The organism is Exiguobacterium sp. s168 (assembly GCF_018619035.1).
GTDB lineage: Bacteria > Bacillota > Bacilli > Exiguobacteriales > Exiguobacteriaceae > Exiguobacterium_A > Exiguobacterium_A acetylicum.
Genome location: NZ_JACSNE010000001.1, coordinates 195,737 through 221,271, shown reverse-complemented (window position 1 = coordinate 221,271; position 25,535 = coordinate 195,737). Strand labels below are relative to the sequence as shown.

Annotated in this window: 22 protein-coding genes; 2 read left to right on the top strand and 20 right to left on the bottom strand. The window is 46.5% G+C overall.

All coding sequences use genetic code 11. The features are described 5' to 3' along the window. Positions 1-126: 126 nt before the first annotated feature. Positions 127-1,095, top strand: coding sequence for an asparaginase (locus tag KNQ15_RS01125; protein WP_029342019.1), 969 nt, complete (start codon positions 127-129; stop codon positions 1,093-1,095). A 53-nt stretch (positions 1,096-1,148) separates the two neighbouring features. On the opposite strand, the gene KNQ15_RS01120 is transcribed toward KNQ15_RS01125, so the two are convergent. The 8 genes from KNQ15_RS01120 to KNQ15_RS01085 form a co-directional block, all read right to left on the bottom strand. Continuing rightward, positions 1,149-2,138, bottom strand: a complete 990-nt coding sequence (locus KNQ15_RS01120; protein ID WP_029342020.1) for a YpdA family putative bacillithiol disulfide reductase — start codon at positions 2,136-2,138, stop codon at positions 1,149-1,151. Between the two features lie 121 nt (positions 2,139-2,259). Next, positions 2,260-3,525, bottom strand: a complete 1,266-nt coding sequence (locus KNQ15_RS01115; protein WP_023468654.1) for a Glu/Leu/Phe/Val family dehydrogenase — start codon at positions 3,523-3,525, stop codon at positions 2,260-2,262. A gap of 134 nt (positions 3,526-3,659) precedes the next feature. After that, the gene (locus KNQ15_RS01110) at positions 3,660-4,604 is read right to left on the bottom strand and encodes a D-alanine--D-alanine ligase (protein WP_029342021.1); all 945 of its coding nucleotides are present in this window, start codon (positions 4,602-4,604) and stop codon (positions 3,660-3,662) included. A gap of 140 nt (positions 4,605-4,744) precedes the next feature. After that, on the bottom strand, positions 4,745-5,335 hold the full coding sequence (locus KNQ15_RS01105; protein ID WP_029342022.1) for an adaptor protein MecA: 591 nt from the start codon (positions 5,333-5,335) through the stop codon (positions 4,745-4,747). Positions 5,336-5,393: 58 nt separating this feature from the next. Beyond that, positions 5,394-6,278, bottom strand: coding sequence for a MerR family transcriptional regulator (locus tag KNQ15_RS01100; RefSeq protein WP_029342023.1), 885 nt, complete (start codon positions 6,276-6,278; stop codon positions 5,394-5,396). Positions 6,279-6,349: 71 nt separating this feature from the next. After that, complete coding sequence (locus KNQ15_RS01095; RefSeq protein WP_029342024.1) at positions 6,350-6,544, bottom strand: hypothetical protein; 195 nt, start codon at positions 6,542-6,544, stop codon at positions 6,350-6,352. A 43-nt stretch (positions 6,545-6,587) separates the two neighbouring features. Beyond that, the gene (locus KNQ15_RS01090; RefSeq protein ID WP_029342025.1) at positions 6,588-8,018 is read right to left on the bottom strand and encodes a RecQ family ATP-dependent DNA helicase; all 1,431 of its coding nucleotides are present in this window, start codon (positions 8,016-8,018) and stop codon (positions 6,588-6,590) included. Next, complete coding sequence (locus KNQ15_RS01085) at positions 8,018-9,040, bottom strand: YpbB family protein (RefSeq protein WP_029342026.1); 1,023 nt, start codon at positions 9,038-9,040, stop codon at positions 8,018-8,020. Before KNQ15_RS01085 ends, KNQ15_RS01090 begins: the two co-directional genes overlap by 1 nt. A gap of 228 nt (positions 9,041-9,268) precedes the next feature. Here KNQ15_RS01085 and KNQ15_RS01080 point away from each other — a divergent pair, with 228 nt between their 5' ends. Further along, the gene (locus KNQ15_RS01080) at positions 9,269-9,517 is read left to right on the top strand and encodes a ferredoxin (protein ID WP_029342027.1); all 249 of its coding nucleotides are present in this window, start codon (positions 9,269-9,271) and stop codon (positions 9,515-9,517) included. A 128-nt stretch (positions 9,518-9,645) separates the two neighbouring features. On the opposite strand, the gene KNQ15_RS01075 is transcribed toward KNQ15_RS01080, so the two are convergent. From KNQ15_RS01075 to KNQ15_RS01020, 12 genes are all read right to left on the bottom strand, one after another. Then, positions 9,646-10,605: an ABC transporter permease gene (locus KNQ15_RS01075; RefSeq protein WP_023468662.1), complete on the bottom strand. Its 960-nt coding sequence runs from the start codon at positions 10,603-10,605 to the stop codon at positions 9,646-9,648. Further along, positions 10,605-11,675 (bottom strand): ABC transporter permease, encoded by a 1,071-nt coding sequence (locus tag KNQ15_RS01070; protein WP_029342028.1) that lies wholly within the window; start codon positions 11,673-11,675, stop codon positions 10,605-10,607. The genes KNQ15_RS01075 and KNQ15_RS01070 overlap by 1 nt, the downstream gene beginning before the upstream one ends. After that, positions 11,672-13,201, bottom strand: coding sequence for an ABC transporter ATP-binding protein (locus tag KNQ15_RS01065; RefSeq protein WP_058704879.1), 1,530 nt, complete (start codon positions 13,199-13,201; stop codon positions 11,672-11,674). Before KNQ15_RS01065 ends, KNQ15_RS01070 begins: the two co-directional genes overlap by 4 nt. 66 nt (positions 13,202-13,267) lie before the next feature. Beyond that, the gene (locus KNQ15_RS01060; protein WP_214727235.1) at positions 13,268-14,341 is read right to left on the bottom strand and encodes a BMP family lipoprotein; all 1,074 of its coding nucleotides are present in this window, start codon (positions 14,339-14,341) and stop codon (positions 13,268-13,270) included. Between the two features lie 130 nt (positions 14,342-14,471). Next, positions 14,472-15,191 (bottom strand): GntR family transcriptional regulator, encoded by a 720-nt coding sequence (locus KNQ15_RS01055; RefSeq protein ID WP_058704877.1) that lies wholly within the window; start codon positions 15,189-15,191, stop codon positions 14,472-14,474. Between the two features lie 222 nt (positions 15,192-15,413). Next, complete coding sequence (locus KNQ15_RS01050) at positions 15,414-16,427, bottom strand: BMP family lipoprotein (protein ID WP_214727233.1); 1,014 nt, start codon at positions 16,425-16,427, stop codon at positions 15,414-15,416. Between the two features lie 332 nt (positions 16,428-16,759). After that, positions 16,760-18,907: an FtsK/SpoIIIE family DNA translocase gene (locus KNQ15_RS01045; RefSeq protein ID WP_214727231.1), complete on the bottom strand. Its 2,148-nt coding sequence runs from the start codon at positions 18,905-18,907 to the stop codon at positions 16,760-16,762. Positions 18,908-18,975: 68 nt separating this feature from the next. Beyond that, positions 18,976-20,640 (bottom strand): ribonuclease J, encoded by a 1,665-nt coding sequence (locus tag KNQ15_RS01040; RefSeq protein WP_023468670.1) that lies wholly within the window; start codon positions 20,638-20,640, stop codon positions 18,976-18,978. 153 nt (positions 20,641-20,793) lie between these two features. After that, complete coding sequence (locus KNQ15_RS01035) at positions 20,794-21,456, bottom strand: M15 family metallopeptidase (protein WP_251137553.1); 663 nt, start codon at positions 21,454-21,456, stop codon at positions 20,794-20,796. Further along, positions 21,456-22,715, bottom strand: a complete 1,260-nt coding sequence (locus KNQ15_RS01030) for a lipid II:glycine glycyltransferase FemX (RefSeq protein ID WP_214727229.1) — start codon at positions 22,713-22,715, stop codon at positions 21,456-21,458. Before KNQ15_RS01030 ends, KNQ15_RS01035 begins: the two co-directional genes overlap by 1 nt. Further along, on the bottom strand, positions 22,712-24,175 hold the full coding sequence (locus KNQ15_RS01025; RefSeq protein ID WP_029342036.1) for a UDP-N-acetylmuramoyl-L-alanyl-D-glutamate--2,6-diaminopimelate ligase: 1,464 nt from the start codon (positions 24,173-24,175) through the stop codon (positions 22,712-22,714). The genes KNQ15_RS01030 and KNQ15_RS01025 overlap by 4 nt, the downstream gene beginning before the upstream one ends. A 59-nt stretch (positions 24,176-24,234) precedes the next feature. Further along, complete coding sequence (locus KNQ15_RS01020; protein WP_214727227.1) at positions 24,235-25,467, bottom strand: M16 family metallopeptidase; 1,233 nt, start codon at positions 25,465-25,467, stop codon at positions 24,235-24,237. Between the last annotated feature and the right edge of the window lie 68 nt (positions 25,468-25,535).

Below are 25,535 nucleotides of genomic sequence, written 5' to 3'. Positions count from 1 at the left end.
TTCTTGGAAAAAAGAAAACGTCCTCGTTGTTTCAGGAGGGAAAAAGGTTACAATATGGGAGAACGAATTGAATCCGCTATAGAAAGTAGGTGAAGGTCTTCTGTCTGTAGACAAGGACCCTTTAGCATGAAATCATTATTACTCATTCATACGGGTGGAACGATTGCCATGGCACAGGATCATTCTGGTCATGTCTTACCAAATGATATCAATCCACTCGACGCTTCACTCCCGCGAGCAACAGATATCGCCAACATCACGACGCGTCACTTTGCCAATTTGCCTTCTCCTCATATGACACCTGACATCATGTTGCGTCTAGCCCATTTCATCGAGAGTGAGCTAACAAAGGAACATTACGATGGCGTCGTCATCACCCACGGAACGGACACACTGGAAGAGACGGCTTATTTTTTGCATTTGACGCTTGGTGCACCCGTTCCAATTGTTTTGACAGGAGCCATGCGTTCTTCTAATGAGGTCGGATCCGATGGTGAGTTTAATCTGATTACGGCACTTCGTGTCGCTGTCAGTGAAGCTGCGCGCGGAAAAGGTGTCCTCGTCGTCTTCAATGGGGAAATTCATTCGGCATTCAACGTCACAAAAACGCATACGTCATCCGTCGATACGTTCAAATCCGTTCATTTCGGAAATCTTGGGATGGTAACGAAGGATCATGTCTACTTATTCAATACACCGCTTTTAAAACAAACACATATGGTGACTTCGCTCTCAAAACGGGTCGCCGTTCTCAAAGTCTCTGCCGGTATGGAACCCGACTTATTACTTGCTGTGAAACAGCTCGGTTATGATGGACTCGTCCTTGAAGTCCTTGGTCAAGGAAACGTACCACCGAGTATCGTGGATGCCATCGCTGAATTGATTACCGTCATGCCGATCGTCATCGTCAGTCGCTGTTTCAACGGAATCGTTCAAGACGTCTACGGATATACGGGTGGAGGACAACAATTAAAAGAACTCGGCGTCATTTTCTCGAATGGACTGAATTCACAAAAAGCGCGGCTTAAACTGATGGTCGAACTCGAAATCAATGCCTCACAACTAGAACTCGAAGAATCATTTCGCGTTGAATAAATGAAAAAAACCTCTTGATTCGGAAATTTATTTTCCAAATCAAGAGGTTTTGTTTAGGCTTGTATCGATGCACCACGTAACCGTTCAACGAGATGGTTTGCAATGTTCGCACCGTGAAAACGTCCATTTTCAATGAATATTTTATTGGCGTCATATCCTGCTGCCACGACACCTGCGATATAGATGCCCGGGACATTCGATTCCATCGTCTCTTCGTCATGACTCGGAATACCGGTCTCGCGATCAATCGTGATGCCTGTGTCAGCGAACAAACCGACGTCTGGCGTGTATCCGGTCATCGCAAATACAAAATCAGCACGGACGGTTCGTTTGTCTCCATCTATTTGATAAACGACCTCTTGTTCCGTGATTTCTTCGATCGTCGCCTCAAAAATCATCTTGACCTTTTCCGAACGAACGAGAGATTCGAAGTTCGGCAACACCCATGGTTTGATGGATGGACTATACTCCGGTCCACGGTAAAGGACGGTCACACGTGCTCCCGCTTTTTCAAGTTCAATCGCTGCATCAACGCTCGAATTTTTCCCACCGATGACGACGACATCTTGATCAAAATACGGATGTCCTTCCGTAAAGTAGTGCGAGACATGAGGTAATTCCTCTCCAGGAACATCCATTCGGTTCGGTAAACCATAATAACCTGTCGCAAGCACGACGGAACGAGCTTCTCGGCTTCTTTTTTCCCCGGAACGCTCCGAGTGGATGATAAAATGATCCGCTTGACGTTCAATCCGCTCGACCGTCTCAAACGGACGAATCGTCAATTGTTTTCGTTTGACGACTTCTCGATAATAGACGAGCGCGTCGAGACGTCGTGGCTTTAATTCTTTATTGATGAACGGTATACCACCAATTTCTAACTTCTCACTACTTGAAAAGAACGTTTGATGCGTCGGATAACGATAAATCGCTTCGACGATATTTCCCTTTTCGAGCACTTCGACGTCTAGTCCCCGATCTTGCATTTCGATCGCTGCCGATAACCCACATGGGCCTGCACCGATTACGATACAATCTAACATTCGAATATCTCCTCTTCCGGTTGCTTTTTTTATATCTTAGCAAATCTCTACCATAGACGAAAGAAATTGCAATGCAAAACGCCCGCTCTTCGCAAAGAAGAAGCGGACGTTCATTATCATATTAGACCCAACCACGGAAACGAGATGCTTCCGCCATCTTCCGGACACCGACCATATAAGCGGCAAGTCGCATGTCGACATTACGCGTCTGCGCTGTCTGATAGACTTGGTTGAACGAGTTCACGAGTACTTTTTCAAGTTTCTCGTGTACTTCCTCTTCCGTCCAGTAATACCCTTGGTTGTTTTGGACCCATTCGAAGTAAGAAACCGTTACGCCACCACTCGAAGCAAGAACATCCGGAACGATCAGGATGTCACGTTCAGCGAGAATTTTCGTCGCCTCGTTCGTCGTCGGACCGTTAGCCGCTTCAACGACGATCGCTGCTTTGATATCGTGCGCATTGTCTTCTGTGATTTGATTCTCGATTGCTGCCGGAACAAGAATATCACATTCAAGTTCAAGCAATTCTTTATTCGAGATCGTATTTTTGAACAATGTCGTCACGGTACCGAACGAGTCACGACGGTCGAGTAGGTATGGAATATCGAGACCGTTTGGATCATGGAGTGCCCCGTACGCATCGCTGATCGCGATGACTTTTGCACCTAAATCATACATGAATTTCGATAAGAAACTTCCGGCGTTGCCGAATCCTTGAACGACGACACGTGCGCCTTCGAGCGAGATACCCTTTTTAGCAGCCGCTTCCCGAATCATGATTGCGACACCTTTCGCCGTCGCTGTCTCACGACCGTGTGAACCACCGAGGACGAGCGGTTTCCCTGTAATGAAACCAGGTGAGTTGAATTCATCGATTCGACTGTATTCGTCCATCATCCATGCCATGATTTGCGAGTTCGTGAAGACGTCAGGTGCTGGAATATCCTTCGTCGGTCCAACGATTTGACTAATGGCACGGACATATCCACGGCTGAGACGTTCGATTTCACGGAAGCTCATCTCACGTGGATCACAGATGATTCCGCCTTTACCGCCGCCGTATGGTAAGTCAACGATACCAGCTTTCAGACTCATCCAGACGGATAATGCTTTGACTTCGACTTCCGTCACGTTTGGGTGGAAACGAATTCCACCTTTCGTCGGTCCAACGGCATCGTTATGTTGCGCACGATATCCTGTGAAGATTTTCGTCGAACCATCATCCATCCGTACCGGAATCCGGACTGTCAACATCCGGAGTGGTTCTTTAAGTAATTCGTACATCTCGTCTGGATAACCAAGTTTCCCTAGTGCCTCCTTGACGATTTCTTGTGTTGCTTCCAGTACGTTCTTGCGGTGATTCGCATGTTGTTGGTCAGTGATCATTCCAACGTTCCTCCCCATAAGTGGCATCCCCTATGCCGTTTCCTTGTTCGGATAAAGTATACTCTTTTCTCGAACGTAATGAAAGGGGTTACGCCTATATTTGTAAGCGCTTTCTCACTTCTTTTCCTAGGATATCATTGATTTGGTTGTTTTGTTTGACGATGTCGTTCGATCGCCAGTTCCATGAAATATTCGACCAATTCCGGATATTCAATTCCCACTGCTCGTGCACCGTCCGGGAATAAACTGGTCGAAGTCATACCAGGAAGTGTATTCGTCTCCAAGATGACTGGATTTCCGGATTCCGGCACAAGGAAATCAGATCGCGAGTATCCTGCACAGCCAAGTACTTGATGCGCTTTAACAGCCCATTCTTGAAGTTTTTCTGTCGTTGCTTCATCCAGTTCAGCAGGACAAATATGCTCCGAACCTCCGATGGCATATTTGGATTCATAGTCATAAAAAGCGTTCTTCGGAATGATCTCGATGACCGGCAGTGCTTTTTCTGCACCTTTATGTCCGACGACTGGAACTGTCACTTCACGCCCTTTAATAAACTGTTCGACAAGAACTGCATCGTCTGCTTCAAAGGCTTTCGCGATTCCTTCACGTAACATCGTCTCGTCTTGAGCAATCGTCAATCCGTTTGATGAGCCTTCTTGTGCTGGTTTGACGACACAAGGAAATTGACCATTCCACTCTGCGATTTTTGCTTCGATATCATCTCCACGCTCTAACAGCACATCACGAGCGATCGTAATGCCTGCTTTATCAAAGTGAACTTTCGAACGTGCCTTATCCATCGCTAGCGCTGACGCTAACACACCTGAACCTGTATATGGAATGTCTGCCAGTTCAAGCAATGCTTGTACGCGTCCATCTTCACCAATTTTCCCGTGAAGAGCGATGACAGCCACATCTACATCCAGCTGGAAGAGTTCATGCGCTTGATCAGGGTGGAAATCAACAGCCGTGACCTCATGCCCTTTACTGTTTAATGCTTCCATGATCGACTTTCCACTGTTTAATGAAACCTCCCGTTCTCCTGAAGTCCCACCGTATAATACTGCCACTTTCATCCTACTTCACTCCTTCTTCTTACGTTCAATGATTATCATACCATCCTTCTGACGATGAAAAAATACAAAATGGTGCCACTTCCAGCAGAAGACAAAAAGGTGCGGCATCCCCCCTATGAGGGAATGGCGCACCTGATGTTTTACATATTAAACTGTTCAGCTATCGTTGCGACGGCATGTTCCGCCTGAATCGTTTTCCCATACTCCGCCATGACGAGTGGACTTTTCGGGCTCGGTTCACCGTATTCAGATAAAATCGTCGTCACCGTTCGCTCGAGCGCCTCGTTCATTCGTTCTTGGAAATAGAGATAATAGCTTCCCTCGAAGAAGTAGAGGCTACCCCCTGTCTCTGTACGAGGCATATGCCGCAATAATCCATGACTCGCTTGAATGACGTCTTCTAGCGAGTGTAGAGCATATAAGACGTGATGGACGATATCGACTGTCATGCGGATTTCGACTTGATCGAACTCCTCGTTCATCTCTTCTGGCAAATCTCCTTCACGACGTACATCAACGAGCATCCCGTCATTCGGGAAGAATGTGACGAAAAATTCGAGTGTTCCTGCTGCCTGAAAACCATAATTCGATTCGGCTTCTTCTAATAAGTTGCGCAATAAAGCTTGTCCCTTCCCGACAGCCAACGTTTCTGGTCGGACGTCGTGAAGCGATAACTCTTGCTTTGTGATGAAGACACGAAGGTGTCCTTGTTTCATTTGTTCAAACCTCATAATAGACTCCTCCAGTCAAAACCGGAAACACAGATGTCTCCGTTCGTTATGAACCATACTATACACCAGTTGTCGGAGTGAGTCGACTTAACCAACTTTTCCAAGATTGATCGTCTGCACCAAGTAAATGTGGACCATATCGTTCCGGGAGCTGATCGACCGCATAACCACCAAGACCAATCTCAAGATCCGGAAAATCAGACATCAAACGTGCTAACGCTTCATCAAGTAACGGTAAATGATCCGATAACGTGCAGGAAAGAATAACGGCTTTCGGTTGCAGCTGATGCGTAACCGTCACCAAGTCCTGAACCGGTATACCGGAACCGAGGAAAATGACATCAAATCCAGATTGTCGTAAATAAAGTGTAAAGAAAAGTAGTCCGAGTTCGTGTTCTTCTTCCGGCGCACAAACACAGACGATTCGTGGTAAGAACGGATTGATCGGCATCTGTAACGACAATGTCGAAAGACGAGCTCTCAGAAATGCCGTCGCAAAATGCTCATGCGCAATCGTAATCTCACCCGACTCCCACTTCACTCCAATCTCATGCAAAAGTGGACCGACGATGTCCTGAATGACTTTATCGAAGCTAAACATCGAAAATGCTTTATTCATAATATCATGCGCGTGACGTTCTTCGAAGTTCGTCAATGCCCGGAATAATTGATCTCGCAGTTCGACTCCGTAATCGTGCGGTACTTCAGCCCGATTGACCGGCATTTCATACAACTGGATTGCTTTAGAGACAGACAATCCCTCTTTTTGTTTATCGACGATCCAGCGTAATTTCGCGACGTCGTTATCACTATAAATGCGATGTCCGGATTCACTTCGATCCGGATCGAGCACCTGATATCTCCGCTCCCAAGCACGAATGGTCGTCGGGTTGAGTCCCACTAACGCAGCGACTGCTTTGATATTATATTTCCCACGATCCATGCATCGTGCCTCCTTCCCCTTCCTTTCTAGTATACGCTGAAAGGAAAAAAATCTCCGTTCACAATGTGCCCTTACATCATGAAACCAATGGAGACGAAGGCGATGATGATCGTGATCATGAGCACCGTCAGCGTGATGGCTAACGGATTTTTTCGAAATGGTTGTTTTAATCGCTCGTTTCGAACGTGTTCGATACGCGAAGAACGCGGTGGCAGTGACTGCCCCTCTTCGTTCTGATCCAACCGTCGCTGATCTTGTTTACTCAATGTTCATCACCTTTTCTTGAAAAATATAAGGATATTGTCTAGTTTACACCGAATCTGGTGATGAAAAAAAGACTTGTTCTAAACGCAATTTCCAATCTACCGGTTGATGCGTCCTTCTCTGCACTGGATTTTCCCACTCAATCGTTCCACATATATCACAACAACGTGGTTGTACGATTACCTGCTCATCAAAATGATGCAACAACATCGAACGGCGACATTCGTTCCGGTGAACGTAGTCCATCATCTGGTTGATCTCTTGTCGTTTTAATTGTTTACGTTCCGTTTGCCACTGGATGATGCGTTCCTTCGACCACCCATTTTCGAGTTGTGATTTGAGTAACCGGTATGCCGGGTCTTCCGGGTTAAAACGAAAACGACTTTCCATCTTGGCATAGGATTCGCCTTGATTCATCCCTTGTTGCAATTGATCGATCCACAAGACGGGTGCATATTGCGTGTCGATCAAGTACGTCTGTAATTGTTCATCTTGAGCAGCGTAGAGTAAGATTGCGGTCGCCTCTTTACCGTCACGTCCGGCACGTCCGACTTCCTGCATATAGGCTTCGATCGTCGCAGGCATCGTATAATGAATGACCGTACGCACGTTGCCTTTATCGACACCCATTCCGAACGCACTCGTACACACGAGACAATCAATCTCATCATGAAGAAACTGTTGTTGGACAAGCTGGCGATCTTCTATCGTCAACCCAGCATGATAATAGGTCGCGCCGTCAATGATTCCAGCAATTCGTTCCGCTTCTTTACGGGTTGTCGTATAGATGACGCATGGGCGAACGATGCGTTCCATCCACCGATCAACTGCCGCATCTTTTTCTTCTCGATCAACGCGATCGACAACATATTGGATTTCTGGTCGGTTGACAGAACGACGGATGATTTGTGGTTCGCGCATACGCAGTTGTGTTCGAATATCTTGCTCAACAGCACGCGTCGCTGTTGCCGTTAAGGCGAGACATGGTGGAAGGCCTAGTTCTTGTCGAATGTGACCAAGTCTTGCGTACTCCGGTCGAAATTCGTGTCCCCATTGGGAGATACAATGCGCCTCATCAACGACGAAGAGAGCAATATTGACCTGTTTTAGCCGAGCCCGAATCTGTGGTAGCGCGAGTTGTTCCGGCGATAAGTAAAGATATCGTAGATGTTCGAGTACAGATAAGATCTGCTCCTTCTCTTCTCGTGTCTCGACTGATGTTAATTTAGCGACAGATCGCTCTCCTCTGCGCTTGATTTGCATGACCTGATCTTCAATCAACGAGAGTAACGGAGACAAAATCAACGTCAGTCCTTCATTTTGTACATAAGACGGAAATTGATAACAGACAGATTTTCCTCCGCCTGTCGGCAAAATCGCTAATGTATCTGTTCCGTCTAGGATGGAATCGATGATTTGGCGTTGTCCAGGTCGAAATGCTTCGTATCCAAAATGACGATGCAATAACGCTTCCATTAAATTCCCTCCCATTTACTACGTGCTAATACCAATCGAATTTGAAAATAAGATATATCGGATTGCATCTCGTTCTTGATTCGCTTCAGCGCGTAAGTTCCGAGTCGCTGTGCAATCTGTTGTACCTCTTCTTGCTGAGATGGCGTGACAAAATGATTCAGCGGAAAAGAAGGAGCATACATCGCGATCTCAACAAGATGATCTTCCATCGTACTATTTTTTAGCCGCCTTCGAATCGCAACCTCTTCAACGGTTAATCCCTGTTGCAACAACTCCCATGTCGTTTGAGCAGACTGCGTCATTTTTGATGTGTGTAGATCCATTCCTATTTGCTTGAGGAGTGGTGAGTTTTCCAAGTCATCGATGCACTTTCGCCAAGCGATCGTAAATTCGTATTGGACAGTCTCCACATCCGTTTTCATCATTTGGGCTAATTGCGGATAAGACCATCCTGCTTGCACGCCAGACAAGCGATAACTAATCAATGTCGCATCGCGTTCTGACAAGTGCTCAAGGAGAAATATCAACTCTTGGTGCATATCATGTAACCATTCTGCTCGATTCGAGATGGTCGGAAGAACACTTTTTACCCATTCACGGATGATGGTTTCCTGTTGCACAGGAATAAACGGCTGTTTCGCTTCCAAACAAACCATCGTTTGAACCAAAAGGCTGAGTCGTTTCCACATCATCTCAGCATAACCACGAAGTTCACCACCTAGTTGATCAATGATCGCACGATCCGTTTGCTCTACTAGTCGCGCGCCTTCGTACGTCAGTCGCAGTGTCTCTTGCCGCTCAATCCAATTCTTCTGCGCAAGTTCAGCCAAGATTGTTTCGAATCGCTGTTTACTGACTAATACAGTACCGAATACCGACTCTAAATCATAAAAATGAGCATCTTGCAGAGAAGTCGCTGATTTCTTTCCTTGAAAAACATGATAAAGACTGCGGTCAGATCGTTCATTTCGAAGGCGCTGGATCGATTCCAGAAAAATACGCTCGAGTAAAGAAACTTCCATATGTCACGCTCCCTCCTGTTGTATGTCGTTTCCAAATCAAAGATGATATGCTATTCCTGTTTCATCGTTACGTTTTAGAGAGGCCGTTTGCGGGCATGTGATGATATATACATTTTCTGCTGTCACTTGTGCTTCGTCATTGAAATGCAACGATGAGTCCGATACAATGACATATAGATGAGAACAGCGTGTTTCAATAATGTTTTCGTATAGAGAGGAGACCGTTCAATGGCTAAATTTACGATTGTCGACAAAGATACTTGCATCGCTTGTGGTGCTTGTGGAGCAGCGGCACCAGATATCTATGATTATGATGATGAGGGTTTGGCGTATGTCATTCTTGATGATAACAATGGTACTGCCGAAATTCCAGAAGCATTATTCGACGATATGATTGATGCATTCGAAGGTTGCCCGACGGATTCAATCAAAGTAGCAGATGAATCGTTCGAAGGCGATGCGTTAAAATTCGAATAAGTGAATAAAAAAAGATGTTTCCTCGCGAAGCATCTTTTTTATTGGACTTTTTCTCATTCAATCTATCGATCATCTAAAAAAAACGGATGTCACCAATTGGCAACATCCGGTCTATGATTAGTAAAAATTTAGCGTTTACCTTTGATATACGGTACACCGACAGCTTTTGGTGCATCCGCACGACCAACGACACCAGCAAGTGCTAAGATCGTCAATAAATACGGCGCAATCAACAGATACACTTGTGGAATTTGATCGAGTAACGGCAATTGCTGACCGATGATCGAAATCGCTTGAGCGAACCCGAAGAAGAGGGCTGCCCCCATGGCACCGAGTGGGTTCCATTTTCCGAAGATCATCGCCGCAATCGCGAGGAAGCCTTGACCGAGAATCGTCGTCACACTGAAGTTCAATGAAATCGACGTCGCGTAGACAGCACCAGCAAGACCGCCGAAACCACCAGAGATCATAACGCCGATGAAACGCATCTTCGTGACGTTGATTCCCATTGTGTCCGCTGCCATCGGGTGTTCCCCGACAGAACGTAAACGAAGACCAAATGGTGTCTTGAAGATGATGTACCATGCGACGAACGCGAGAACGATCGCGATATACGATGTGTAGTAGACGTTCGCGAAGAACATCTTCAAGACTGGAATATCAGACAAGAATGGTACATTTTCTTTCGAAATCCGGTTTGGAATCGAATCTGTCTGTCCTTTACTGTAAAGTGCACGGACAAGGAAGATCGCAAGACCAACCGCAAGCAAGTTGATCGCTACTCCAAGAACCGTTTGGTCTGCTCGGAATAGGATTGCTGGAATCGCAAGGAACAGTGAGAAGACCGCTCCGACGACGATCGCGATGAGCATCGCAAGCCAAGGACTCGCAGCACCTAAGCCCATTTTCGATAAAGTCAATGCCGTGACGACACCTGTGAAGGCACCCATGACCATTAATCCTTCTAACGCGATGTTGACGACGCCAGAACGCTCACTGAAAATGCCGCCAAGTGCTGCAATGATTAACGGAGCCGAATAGGCGAGTGCGATTGGCACGATGATATAAAGTACTTCAAGAAAGCCCATTATTGACCGGCTCCTTTCGCTTTTTTAGATTCTTTCTTAACCGTGAACTTCTCGATGACGAGACGAATCGCGTAACCCGAAGCCACGAAGATGATGATGAATGCGATGATGATTTTGATCAGTTCCGGTGGAATACCAATCTGTTGCATCGACAGACCACCGATATTGAGTCCTGCAAACAGTAACGCTGCGAGAACGACACCGATCGGGTTATTCGCACCTAACAAGGCAACCGCGATTCCGTCGAATCCAACACCTGTGAAGGACGCGTTCAATGTCATGTTTTGGAACGTCCCAAGACCTTCCATCGCTCCAGCGAGACCTGCGAACACACCCGAGATGACGAACGATAAGATGATGTTTCGGTTAACGCCCATCCCTGCATACTCTGCAGCATTTTTATTGAATCCAACTGCTCGGAGTTCATAACCAAGCGTTGTTTTCCACAAAATAAACCAGAAGACGAGGGCAGCGATGACTGCGATGAAAATCCCGTTATGCAATCGTGAAAAATCCGTCATCTCTTGTAAGAACGGTGAAGCAAGGGATGCTGATTCCTTGACTGACTCCGTCCGCTCGTTCGTAATACCGATGACATGACGTAAAATATCATTCGTCACATACAATGCGATATAGTTCATCATGATTGACGTGATGACTTCATGCACATGAAACTTCGCTTTTAAGATACCAGGAATCGATGCCCAAAGTGCACCTGCTAAACCTGCTCCAATTAGAGCAAGCGGTAAATGAATCGCCATCGGTAGATCAAACTCAATCCCGATCCAAACTGCGACCATCCACCCGACGAGAACTTGCCCTTCGACCCCGATGTTAAAGAGTCCAGTTCGGAAAGCAAACGCGACAGCAAGACCGGCAAAGATCAACGGAGCTGCTGCTCGCAATGTTTCACCGATGCTGTATGGTTCGCCAAAAATACCATAGAATAACTGATCAAAACCGGCAATCGGATCGTACCCGCCGATGACCATGACGATCGCCCCGACGACCATTCCAAGGATGATGGAAAGAATCGGAATGAGGATGCCGTAAAAACGCTCTAACTTCATGAATGACCTACCTCCTCTTTCTTACCGCCGGCCATCAAGAAGCCAAGCTCGATCTCATTCGTTTCTTTTGGATCCAAGAAGGCAACTGTTTTTCCTTCATAAAGAACGGCAATCCGATCTGATACTTGAAGAATTTCTTCGAGTTCGAATGAAATCAACAAGACAGCGCGACCTTTTTCGCGTTCAAGAACCAACTGTTCATGAATGAACTCGATTGCTCCGACATCAAGACCACGTGTCGGCTGTGCTGCAATCAATAGGTCTGGTGAACGATCGACTTCACGCGCAATGATCGCTTTTTGCTGGTTACCACCTGACAAGGCACGAGCAAACGTCTCTGGACTTGGAGTTCGGACGTCGAACTTCTCGATGAGCGTTTTTGCTTTTTCCATGACTTGTTTATAGTTCATGATGCCTGCTTTTGAATACGGTTGTTTGTAATACGTTTGTAAGACCATGTTATGTCCGATTGAATAATCGAGGACAAGTCCATGTTTATGACGGTCTTGCGGAATGTGACCGACACCTGATTCCGTCACTTTACGTGGCTTCAAGTTTTTGATCGATTTATTGTTGAGGAAGATTTCTCCACTATCCGCTTTACGGAGACCAGTGATGGCTTCAATCAATTCCGTTTGCCCGTTCCCGTCGATTCCGGCAATTCCGACGATCTCTCCGGCACGAATGTCGAGATTTAATCCATCGACGGCTTTGATGCCGCGACTGTCCTTGACGACTAGATCCTTGATGTCGAGAACGAGTTCTTGTGGAGTTGCCTTGGAATACTCCGCATTAAAGTTGACTTCACGACCTACCATCATTTCAGCAAGACGTGACTGTGTCATCGTCTCATCGATATCGACTGTACCGATATATTTACCACGGCGAATCGTCGTACAGCGATCAGCTACTTCCATGATTTCTTTTAGTTTATGCGTGATGAGGATGATTGACTTTCCTTCAGCGATCAAGCGATTCATGATCTGAATCAGTTCCTTGATCTCTTGCGGTGTCAAGACAGCAGATGGTTCATCAAAGATCAAAATGTCTGCACCACGGTACAACGTCTTCAAGATTTCAACACGTTGCTGCATTCCGACTGAGATATCCTCGATTTTTGCATCAGGATCAACAGCAAGACCATACTGTTCAGAAATCTGGCGTACCTTCTCACGTGCAGTTTCACGGTCAATCTTAATTCCGGCACGTGGCTCTGCACCTAAAATGATGTTTTCAGTAACAGTGAAATTTTGAACGAGCATGAAGTGTTGGTGCACCATCCCGATTCCAAGATCGTTCGCGACGTTCGGACTCGTAATATTGACTTTTTCACCACGTACACGAATTTCTCCAGCCTCAGGCTGATACAAACCAAATAAGACGTTCATCAGCGTCGATTTTCCGGCACCGTTTTCACCAAGTAAAGCGTGAATCTCACCTTTCCGAAGCTGGAGCGTGATATTATCATTTGCGACGAAACTGCCAAACTCTTTTCTAATGTTCAGCATCTCAATGACGTATTCCAAGAAAATCCACTCCCATGTTTAGTTTAAAAGGGGGAGCCGCAATGCTAGCGACCCCCGCTTTCATTATTATTTCAGTGACGCTTCGTATTCTTTGTACTCGTCGTCTGTCGCTGGGACTTTAACGTCGCCATCGATGATTTGTTTTTTGTACTCTTCGACTTTATCGAGCGCTTCTTTCGAAACGTTGTCTTTCGAAGGTGCGATATCAACACCGCCGTCTTTTAGACCGAACTCAACGACTTTACCTGCTGGGAAGTTGCCGTCTTTCGTATCTTTTGCGACCTGTTCAACAGCTGTATCAACACGTTTGACCATTGACGTCAATGTGACGTTCTCTGGCATACCTTCCTCGACTTGGTCACGGTCTACACCGATGACCCAAACATCTTCACCGTTTTTCTTACGGTTTTTCGCTTCTGTGAATACCCCTTGTCCTGTACCACCAGCTGCGTGATAGATGACGTCGACTTTTTTACCATACATACCTGAAGCGATTGCTTGTCCTTTTTCAGCAGCGTTGAAGTCTTCTGCATATTGAACTTCGATGTCAGCGTCTGGGTTAACTGCTTTAACACCTGCTTTGAATCCACTTTCGAACTTCTTGATCAAGTCAGAGTTAACGCCGCCGACGAATCCGACTTTATCTGATTTCGTCGTCAAACCAGCAACAACACCAACGAGGAACGATCCTTCGTTTTCTTTGAAGACGATTGACGCGACGTTAGGCTTGTCAACGACCATATCGACGAGTGCAAAGTTGCTCTTTTTGAACTGATCCGCTACTTTACCGATATCTTCACCCATCAAGAATCCGATACCGAGGATCAAGTCATATTTAGCACGAGCTAATTGCTGAAGGTTTGGTTGATAATCCGATTGTTTTGCAGATTGAAGATATTTGTAGCCAGTACCTTCTTTTAAGTCGTTTTCTTTTCCGAACTTTTGGATACCTTCCCAAGCAGATTGGTTGAATGATTTATCATCAACACCGCCTGTATCAGTAACCATACCTACTTTAAAGCCTTCTGATTTGCTACCGCTACCTGAATCTTTCGAATCGTCGTTGCCACCACATGCTGCAAGGACCGAACTCATTGCTAAACCTGTTGCTGCTAATGCGAGAAGTGACTTCTTTTTCATCTGGAAAAATCCCCTTTCGAATATGGTCATACAAAGTTCAAGACTACGTCTAGCACCCGAGGCTGGCGATGAGGAGCGTTACGTAGGTTTTGACGGAAAGCGCTTTCAGTATTCATCCTAAAACAATGGCTCACACACGTTTACGGATGACGTGGAAATCAAACTTATCTGCTCGGAAATAGTTCGCTGAAAAAAGAACGGAACGGTCGAGCTCATCATAATGCGTTTGACGCAATGCGAGCAAAGGTTGGTCCGTATGTAATTGTTCAGCGATTTTCGGATCAATGCGTGGCTCGATGTGCGTCACAGCATGTGTGACACGTCGTCCGAGTTCTTTTTCTAGAGCATCAAACAATGATGTCGAAGAGGTGAACTGCTCTTCATTTTTAATATAATGGCTAGGAATCTTATCGACGCAATAGACGACAGGAACATCTCCTGCGAGTCGGATTCGTTCGATTCGATAAACCAATTCATCCGGACCAAGTTGAAAACGTTCTCGGTCGCGCTCAGTCGGTTGGACCATCTCGGATGATAACACTTCTGATGTCGGAACCATACCTGCGCGCGCAATCATTTCTGTTACGCTGTACAATTCTTCGATTCCAGAAGTAAACGGTGGTCTTGCATTGATAAACGTACCGACACCGTGTTTACGGATGACGATGTTCTCATCTTCAAGAATTCGTAATGCCTCTCGAAGAGTAGCTCGACTGACGCCAAGTTGCTTTGAAAGTTCAAACTCTGAAGGGAGCTTCTCGCCTTCCTTATAAACGCCGTCATCGATGTCAGACTTGATCTTTTCAATCACACGTAAATAAAGCAAACGATGATCTAATTTAATCGACATGACGCATCTCCATCCTCTATCTAGTTGTTACCAGTGCTCAGACTTCTGACGTATGAGAACTCCAGCCAAGATAAGTATATGACGCCCAACACAATCCTGCAATCATTTTGTAACAGGTTAGAAGTCTGACTTCTGGCGCTTTTGTAACCCTTTTCATAACGCAATCAATAATGGAAGAAAATAGGGCATTCTACCTAAGAATGCCCCTTCTTTTTTCAACGCTTATTGCTCAGGTACTTCGATTTTCCCAGAAACGACATCTGCTTTTGCTTTCTCAAGCGCAGTCAACGTCTTCTTCGAAATCTTTTCAGATGGTACGATATCAACGCCGTCTTCTTTCAGACCATAACGAATCGTTTTGCCACCCTCGAGTTTACCGTCCTTCGCTGCGTTTGCTGTATCTTCGACTGCACGGTCGACACGTTTGATAACAGAAGTCATCGTAACATCTTCCGGCATACCCTCTTCTTTTTGGTCTCGGTCGACACCGATGACTGAGACATTTTCACCGTTTTTCTTACGGTTCTTCGCCTCTGTGAAGACACCATTTCCTGTACCACCTGCTGCTGGGAAGATGATATCTGCTCCTTTACCATACATTCCAGCTGCGATCGCTTGACCTTTTTCTGGAGCTGCGAAGTCTTCCGCATATTGGACATCGATTTTAATCTTCGGATTGACGGATTTAGCTCCGGCTTCGAAACCAGCGCGGAAACGCTCGATGACGTCCATCTTCATCCCACCAACGAAACCGATATGATCTTTTTTCGTCTCCATTGCAGCAACGATCCCTGCAAGATATGCTCCTTCATTTTCCTTGAATGTGATCGACGTGACGTTCTTTCCTTCAACGACGTTATCGATGATTGCGAATTGTGTGTCTTTGAATTGATCAGCAACTGTTTTGATATCCTCATTGAACGTGTTCCCGATTCCGAAAACTAAATCTTCTCCCCCACGAGCAAGACGCGATAGATTCGGTTGATAATCTTGTTGCGATTTAGATTGTAGATAAGAGAACCCTTCATTCTTTTGAAGTTTGTTGTCTTTACCGTACGCTTGCAGACCTTCCCAAGCGGATTGGTTGAACGATTTATCATCGATACCACCCTTATCGGCTACCATCGCAACAGAGAATTGATCTTTTTGATCGGCTTTCTCACCTGAACCACCACAAGCAACAAGACCAACCGTCGCTACTGACATCATCGATACGATTACCTGTTTCTTCTTCATTTCATCCATCTCCTCTGCAATTATGAGAGCGCTTTCATTATCTATTTGTGAAAAAGCCGCTCCCAGCCCTCGTGTTGAAGGTCGGTCACTCATATGACTGAGTATGCCAAAAACACTACTGAAAATCAACAGACGTCTGACAACTATTTTCATGAAAGCGATTTTATTTTTGATGCATTTATGAATTTTTCCAGTCATTTCTATTTATACAAAATCATCATGTCTTTTTTTCATATGTCTTTTCTTTTTTTGAGATACCGGGTCTTCTCTATACATTTTTCTAGAAAAGAAAAGGAAGCCCCGGAATATTCCACGACTTCCTTTCTACTCGATTAACGTCCCATGACGCGACGTGGTTTAGATCCTTCAGATGGACCAATTAGACCGTTTTCTTCTAACGCATCAATAAGACGGGCAGCTCGGTTGTAACCGATGCGGTACTTTCGTTGAATCATCGACGTTGATGCTGTCTCTTGTGTCAGAATGAACTGGACGACCTCATCGTAAAGTGGATCGTCGACCTCTGTTTCGCCCTCTGGTACATCTTTTGGAATCATCGCTTCAACATACTGTGCCTTTTGCTGACTGATGACATGATTGACGACCTTCTCGACTTCTTCGTCCGATAAAAAGGCTCCTTGTACGCGGACCGGTTTGTTCATGCCGTTACCAAGTAACAACATATCTCCTCGTCCGAGCAATTTATCAGCGCCTCCCGTATCAAGAATCGTCCGCGAGTCAGTCGCACTCGATACACTGAATGCGATCCGCGACGGGATATTCGCCTTGATGACACCGGTGATGATGTCAACACTCGGACGCTGCGTCGCAATGACCATATGAATTCCTGCTGCTCGCGCCATTTGTGCAAGTCGCATGATCGCATCTTCGACTTCGTTTGACGCGACCATCATCAAGTCAGCTAACTCATCGACGATGACGACGATGTACGGTAATCGTTGATGCACTTTCTCCTCTGCGTTCATCTTATCAATCAGTGCATTGTAGCCTTCGATGTTGCGCGCTCCGTTTTGACTGAAGATCTCATAACGGCGTTCCATTTCCGAGACGACCTGTTTTAATGCCTGTGCCGCTTTTTTAGGATCGGTGACGACGGGCGCTAAGAGGTGCGGAATGCCGTTGTAGACATTCAATTCGACCATTTTCGGGTCAATCATCATCAAGCGGACTTCATCCGGTCGTGCCCGCATCAATATCGAGACAATCATCCCATTAATACAGACCGATTTACCGGAACCCGTCGAACCGGCAACTAAGACGTGTGGCATCTTATTCAACTTCGCTGTCACCGTCTCACCAGAAATGCTTCGTCCGAGTGCGACGAGCAAACGATCGCTATCAGATTGGACGCTCTCCGCTCCTAGTACTTCTCGAAGTGATACCATGGCGACTTCACGGTTCGGCACCTCGATTCCAACAGCCGCTTTACCCGGAATCGGTGCTTCGATCCGGATATCTTTTGCGGCTAACGCTAGCGCTAAGTCATCGGCGAGTCCCGTGATTCGACTAAGCTTGATTCCTTGTTTTGGTTCAATCTCGTACTTCGTGACACTAGGTCCGAGATGAATCTTTAAAACTTTTGCTCCGATCCCGAACGACTTTAAGGTCGCAATCAATTTCGTCGCATTGTCCTTCAATCGTTTGTTCTCACCGGACAAGTCTTTTGATGTTGGTTCTGCTAACAAATCAAGCGACGGCAATTGATAACCGTCGGGTGTCTCTGTCATCGTCAACGGTCCTTGTGTCTCCGCTGCTTGCGGTTCAACGTGATCCGTGAAACCGATGATCGGAACGTCTAGAATGTTGACGGAAGGATCTTCTGCTTCTTGTTCCGTTTCGATCGGTTCCTCGACAGTTGCTGGTCGCAACGTCTTCGGTTTTTTCTCACGAACCGGTTTCGCTTTCAACTCTTTTTCGACACGAGGACGTGATGTCCGTTCACGATTGCGAAATTCTTCGATACGTTCTCGAAGCCCAAGCCACAGCTCACCATAAAATGAGGGGCGTAGGATATGAACGGCTGTTCCGATAAAGAACAGACCAATCAAGAAGGCACCCGCGCTCGAAATATAATATGCTGCGTTTTGATAGAGCCATCCGTTTAAGATACCGCGAGGTGCACCGAGTATTAAATCGATCCAGACGACTGCGCCGATCAATAGCATCGACCATGCCCATTTCTGAGCACGTGACGCATTCGATAGTAATAAGAGCAGTACGGCACCAATTCCTCCGTATAATAAGGAACCGAACTGACCGATTAAGTGCTCTCCTCCATCAGCTAGCGTCAGTCCGACTTTACCAAACTCTCCGAAAGCGAGAACAAAGGCAAGCAGTGAGACGATCGCGATGATGGTCGCGTATGTACGATACGCAATCGGCTGACGTTGTTTCTTCGCTGCCGGTCGTTTCCGTGGCGGCGTTTTTTTTCGTACGGGTTTTCGTTTCGTCGTCGCCATACGTCATCCCTCCTGATAAAAAAGCGGCTCAGTGGACCAGGTATTGGTCAATCTGAGCCGCTCGTTTGTTAAATCTCCATGATGATCGGAAGAATCATCGGGCGGCGTTTCGTCTGTTCATAGAGATAAGCACTCAGTTTATCTCGAATCAACGACTTCATCTCCGTCCAATCCAATTCTCCATTTAATTTACCTTGTAGTTGTTTCGCAACGATTCGGTTCGCTTCGTTAATCATATCTTCTGATTCACGCATGTAGACGAATCCGCGAGAGATGATTTCCGGTCCTGAGACGATCGTCTTGTTTTTCCGACTGATCGTAATGACACAAAGGACGACACCGTCTTGCGATAACAAGCGACGATCACGAAGAACGATGTTTCCAACATCACCCACACCGATTCCGTCGATCAAGACGTTCCCAGCGTTCACTTTGCGTGACATCCGTGCTTTACGCTTCTCGAACTCAACGACATCTCCATTCTCGATGATGAAGATGTTGTTCGCATTGACGCCAACCGTCTGTGCGAGACGACTGTGTGCCTTTTGCATCCGGAATTCTCCGTGAATCGGTAGGAAGAATTTCGGTTTGATCAAGTTGAGCATCAGCTTCAGATCTTCCGCATGACCGTGACCGGACACGTGTACTTTCCGTTGGTTGTAAATGACATTCGCACCAGCACGGAACAAGAGATCGATCGTTTTCGAAACCGATTTTTCGTTACCCGGAATCGGCGAAGCCGCAACGACAACCGTATCGTTCAAGCGAATATTGACTTGCTTATGTGCATTACGCGCCATTCGTGTCAAGGCTGCCATCGGCTCACCTTGCGATCCTGTCGTCAAGATGACGACTTGGTTATCGTCGAGGCGGTTGATGTCAGATAGATCAATCAATGTTTTCTGTTTGAAGCGTAAGTAATTCAAACGCTGTGCCACTTCGACGTTATTGACCATGCTACGACCAACGACCGCTACTTTTCGATTGTTCGCTTCTGCTGCTGCAAATACTTGTTGTAGACGATGGATGTTTGAAGCGAATGAAGCAACGATGACACGACCTGGTGCCTCATAGATGACGTCGTTCAGTTCAGAACCGACGATTGATTCTGATCCAGACATCCCTGGTCGCTCTGCATTCGTTGAGTCAGACAGTAAACAAAGTACTCCCCGTTGACCAATTGCTGCAATTTTCCCGAAGTCTGCCTGTTTTCCATCGACCGGTGTGTAATCGAACTTGAAATCCCCCGTATGGACGATGGCACCTTGAGACGTTTGAATACAAACCCCGACTGCATCCGGAATCGAATGGTTGACCCGGAAGAACGTAATGAAATGACCTGCAACGGTTAATTTCGTCTTGGCATCAATTGGACGAAGATCTGCCTTTTTCAATAAACCGGCTTCTTTTAACTTGTGTTCAATCAAACCGAGCGTCAAACGTGTTCCGTAAACCGGTACCTTCAAGTCACGCAAGACGTAACTGAGTGCCCCGATATGGTCCTCGTGACCATGGGTAATGAAAATCCCCTGAATCCGCTCTTTGTTTTCTTTTAAATAACTGATGTCTGGAATTACTTTATCAATTCCAAGCATCTCGTCTCCTGGGAACATTAACCCGGCATCGATGACGAAGATGTCCTCGTCGAGTTCGACGACGTACATGTTCTTCCCGATCTCACCGGCGCCACCAAGAGCAAAGACGCTTACTTTTTCCGTCTTCTTCTTTGACACGACATGACCTCCTATAATTCATATTCACTTTTCGTGAGCCGTCCACTTATCACTATCACTATTCTAGCCGAATTTTCACAATCTGCCAACAATCGGACTAGGAAATCTAAAAAAAACGTCATTCCTGCCACATTACTCCAGGAATGACGTTGATCACGTATTCAACAAGTCTTCGACTTCTTCCGTTCGTTTTGCTTTTTCCGAACGGCTTGGACGTTCACCAGCCTTCAGTTCGTCGAGCGAATACCCGAACGTCATCTCAAAATGAGGATAGTCGACGAATCGTTTCCAATCCCCTCCCCATTCGAAACCGAGTGCTTTTCCGATATCAGCGACTTCACGCCAATCACTTTTTCCAGACCGATTCCCATCATACTCAAGATCATACGAAATCTGTCCATTTACGAGCTGAACGAAATCGACAGCGAGTCCATAATTGTGCATCGATTCACCACCACGAGCATTCGTGACGACTTCACCTGCCTTAGAACGTCCTTGTTCATATAGCGCATTCTGTTGCTGAATCGAGCGGTATCCTTGCGTAATCTTGATATCGATATTGTAGCAAGAATGCGCCACACGGATCAGGTCCTTTGCCCCTGCCTCGACAGCTGGGTGGAGACGCTTCAGGTTTGGCTCACTTGCATTGATTAAGCGATTTTCTCCCGCTACGTCTCGTGGACAACTATCAATCCCGAGCTCCGGTTGATCCATTAAAATCGTCGGCATCCGGTTCATGGATGCCGCAAGAAACAATCCAATCGCAAACATCGTCAATAAAAATACGATCCAACCGAAGATTGTTCCCCGTTTCATCAGCGGCGAAGCTTCTTCCGAAGTTTTTGTAGAATCGGTAAACCAGTCTCAAGCAACAGATAGAGCGGACGATTGAGTACATAATCAAACTCACCGATTTTTTCAATCATCCGGCTACCCCACCCAGATTTAAAGGCATAGAGTCCCGCGTAATGATCATCCGGATCGGTCGAACCACTGACTCCACCGAAGTCATATGAGAGCGCACCATGTTCTTTCGCATATTGCATCATCGTCCATTGCATCAAGTGGTTCGGCATGAATTCCCGGTACTCGTTTGATGAAGCGCCATATAAGTAATACGAGCGGCGACCAGCAAGCGTCAAAAGACCACCAGACAGGATGACACCGTTTGGATGTTTGGCAGCAATCGTCATCAGTTCCGTTTTCGACTTCTCTGCTTTTTCGATTTGTGCTGTCGTCTGCTCCAAGCGATTGTTTAAGCTTTTCAACTTCTTCTCGACCGTCTCTTTCTCAAGCTGACGATGAATCTTCGAGAGTTCCTTATCGGCTTGAAGTAATAAGGCTTCCGTATTCTCAAGAGCACGTACGACATCGAGTTTCGTCAAAAACAAGACCGCATCACCCTTTGGATGGAGATGATCATACAGATTCTCGAAATAATCCAGACCGCGGATCGAGAACCCATCCCGTTCGCCCGTCTCGACCATTAGCTTCGCAAATGTCTTAAGCCCTTCACGATCCGCTTGTTCGCATACGATCCCTTTGCGTTCAGCAAGGCGGACGTTATAGCGGAACTTCGAATGGAAACCGTCAAAGATCTCTTTTTCTGTTCCTTCAAGACTCGTCTCCATCGTAAAGCGTGGTTGCGCGTAGTCAAAACCGCCACCAAATCCGTTATGTTTGAAGCCAAGTCCTTGCATCTCCTGCAACAGACCAGGATATTCTTCCCGCTCGACGTTTGGATCAAATTTAATCGCAATTGCCTTCTGTTGTTTTGCGACACGAATCGCTTCGTCACGAAGGGCGCGAAGTGCGTCCGTATCTGTATAATCGACGACGAAACCGCGCGGTGCATAACAAAGCGTGAACGGTAGCTTCGGTACTTTCTTGAACAAAAGAAGACCAACTCCGGCAATCTCACCGGAAGCCGTTCCGACCGCGATACGTTCATGTGTCCATCCTGTCGCGCTTTTGACTTCTCCCCATGCTGGAAGCTGGAGTAAGTCGCCTTTGGGATGTGTTTTTACGAATGTTTCAAATTGATCTATGGTTACAACGATTGGTTGATAAGTCACTTCTGTTCCTCCATTTGCCGTATCATCTCTTTGACGATGATTTCCTCATCGAGCGGGAATTTCTCATCCCCAATGATTTGATATTTTTCATGGCCCTTACCGGCTAAGATGACGATATTATCTGGTCGTGCGAGACGTGCTGCGTAACGTACGGCCTCTTCCCGATCACCGATTTCAACGAACTGATCGTGTGTCATCCCTTTGGCGATGCCGGATGTGATTGAATCATACGCTTCATATCGTGGATCATCCGTCGTGATGACGACGGTTCCTGCGTACGTCGAAGCGAGTTCACCCATCTTCGGTCGTTTCGTAACATCGCGGTTTCCACCTGTCCCGATTAGGAAGACGATCTTTTCCTTCGGTACGTCAACGAGTGCTTTCAGACACTGTTCGATACCGTCAGGCGTATGCGCATAGTCGACATAGACGTTATATCCTTCAATCGGCAAGCGTTGCATCCGACCTTTTGCCGGACGGATTGCTGAAATCGCGCCTGCGATCGTCGCTAGCTCATATCCGCAAGATAAGAGGATCCCTGTCGCAAGCAACAGATTGTAGACGTTGAAGCGACCGATGAAATTCGCCGTGACATCGACTTGTTTTTCCTTGTACAGCATCGTGAACGTCGTTTGTTGAAGCGACTGTTCAATCGCCGTTGCTCGGAGGTCAGCTGCGTTGTCAATGCCGTATGTCATGACACGAGCACCTGTCATCATCTCATACAGCTCACTCGTCGGATCATCCGCATTCAAGATCGCAACTTTCTCTGTCGACAGCCGTTGACCGAGTTGTGCGAACAACAATCCTTTGGCACGCGCATAGTTTTCAAATGTTTTGTGGAAATCAAGGTGATCATGCGTCAGATTTGTGAATCCCGCAACGTCGTAATCGACACCCGTTACCCGACCAAGCTCTAATCCATGTGAAGAAACTTCCATGATGACATCTTGGACATCTTCTTCATGCATCTGATGCAGAAATGCTTGTAACTCGGAGCTTTGTGGTGTTGTATTGCGACTTGGCACGACGCGGTCACCAATCTTGACTTCAACCGTACCGATGATACCCGTCTTCCGACCAAGGTGCGCTAATATATCACGGACGATCGTCGTCGTCGTCGTTTTCCCATTCGTTCCCGTAATACCAATCATCCGCATCTTTTCAGAAGGATAATCATAGAATTTGCCAGCCAACTCGGCAATGGCACGTGATGTACTACGAACAAGAATGACAGGAATCGACACGTCGACCGGTTGTTCCGCGACGATTGCGACCGCTCCTTGTGCTTCCGCCTGTTTAGCATAGTCGTGTCCATCAACAGTATATCCTTTGATGGCGACGAACAATGTTCCCGGTTTAACATCCCGTGAATCGGTCGTGATGGACGTAACGTCCACCTCTACCATTCGTTCGATTTTTTGCGTCTGTATGACTTGAATCAATTCAGCTAAATTCAACGGTATTCCTTCTTTCTCGACATCGTCATTTCATATGTTTCATCTATTCCGTTCTGCTATCATGCTTCCTCTTCTTCGTCTGCCGGAAGAATATAGGCCTTTGCCGGTTCCTCCGAAAAGATGTGCTCAATCAGCTCTTCGATGTCCGATGGACGAATCCGTTCGACATCCGCTAACACTTCTTCAAGTGATGGATGGCGATGCAGATGCAACTCATTTCGGGCGTTTCGATTCATATGGCTCGATGTGCCTTCGTTCCCGAGAATCAAAGAACCTTTCAGCTGTTCAATCCCATCTTCGAGTTCCTTCGTCGACAATCCATCTCGCTTTAAGCGATCGATTTCAGCAGCGAGGACCTGTTCGACCTCTTCAACCGATTCCGGTGACGTGCCGACATAGATCGTGAACGTTCCATGATCGTCAAACGTCGTGTAATAGGAGAAGACTGAATAAGCAAGACCGCGTTCCTCTCGAATCGATTGGAACAAGCGACTCGACATCGTCGCACCGAATGCATTATTGAGTAAGGCGAGGGCAGGCAAACGTGGGTCAGCAGAAGGAATCGCACGGAAATTATAACAAATATGAGCCTGCTCCGTATCCTTTTCCTTACGAATCACACCATTTTGTAACCTTGGCTCTATCGTCTCGCGTGTCTTCGATCGTGATTCGAGGATCGACATCCGCTCTTGAATCTGCGCAATCAACGCGTCTGAGACGTTTCCAGCAACGGAAATGACGATTTGATCCGGAGCATACGCTTCTTCGAGATATCGCCCGATCATCGCACGATCAATCCGAAGCACACTCTCTTCCGTTCCAAGAATCGGTCGAGCCATGACATCCTCTCCGTAAGCTGCAACAGCTAATAACTCATGGACGAGATCATCCGGTGTGTCATCGTACATTTTAATCTCTTCAATGACGACCTTTTTCTCTTTTTCCAGTTCATCCGCGTCAAACGTCGATTCGAGGAACATGTCAGCCAATACGTGAAAGGCTTCGCCTGCATGTTCATCTAATGTCTTGACGTAATAACACGTTTGATCCTTACTCGTGAACGCATTAATATTTCCACCAAGTCGGTCAAAGTAAACCGCAATCTCTTTTGCCGTATGGCGTTTTGTTCCTTTAAACATCATATGCTCGATGAGATGACTGATCCCATGCTCCTCGATCTGTTCCGTCCGGCTTCCTGCTTGAATGAAGATTCCGGTCGCGACGCTGCGTGCTTCCGGCATTCGTTCAACGATCAGTCGAACTCCGTTTTCTAATTGTATCCGTTCGATCATAGTAATTCCTCCAAATATAGGAAACAAGGTGGCTCTCGTTGCATTCTCTGCACCGTCGAGCCACCTTG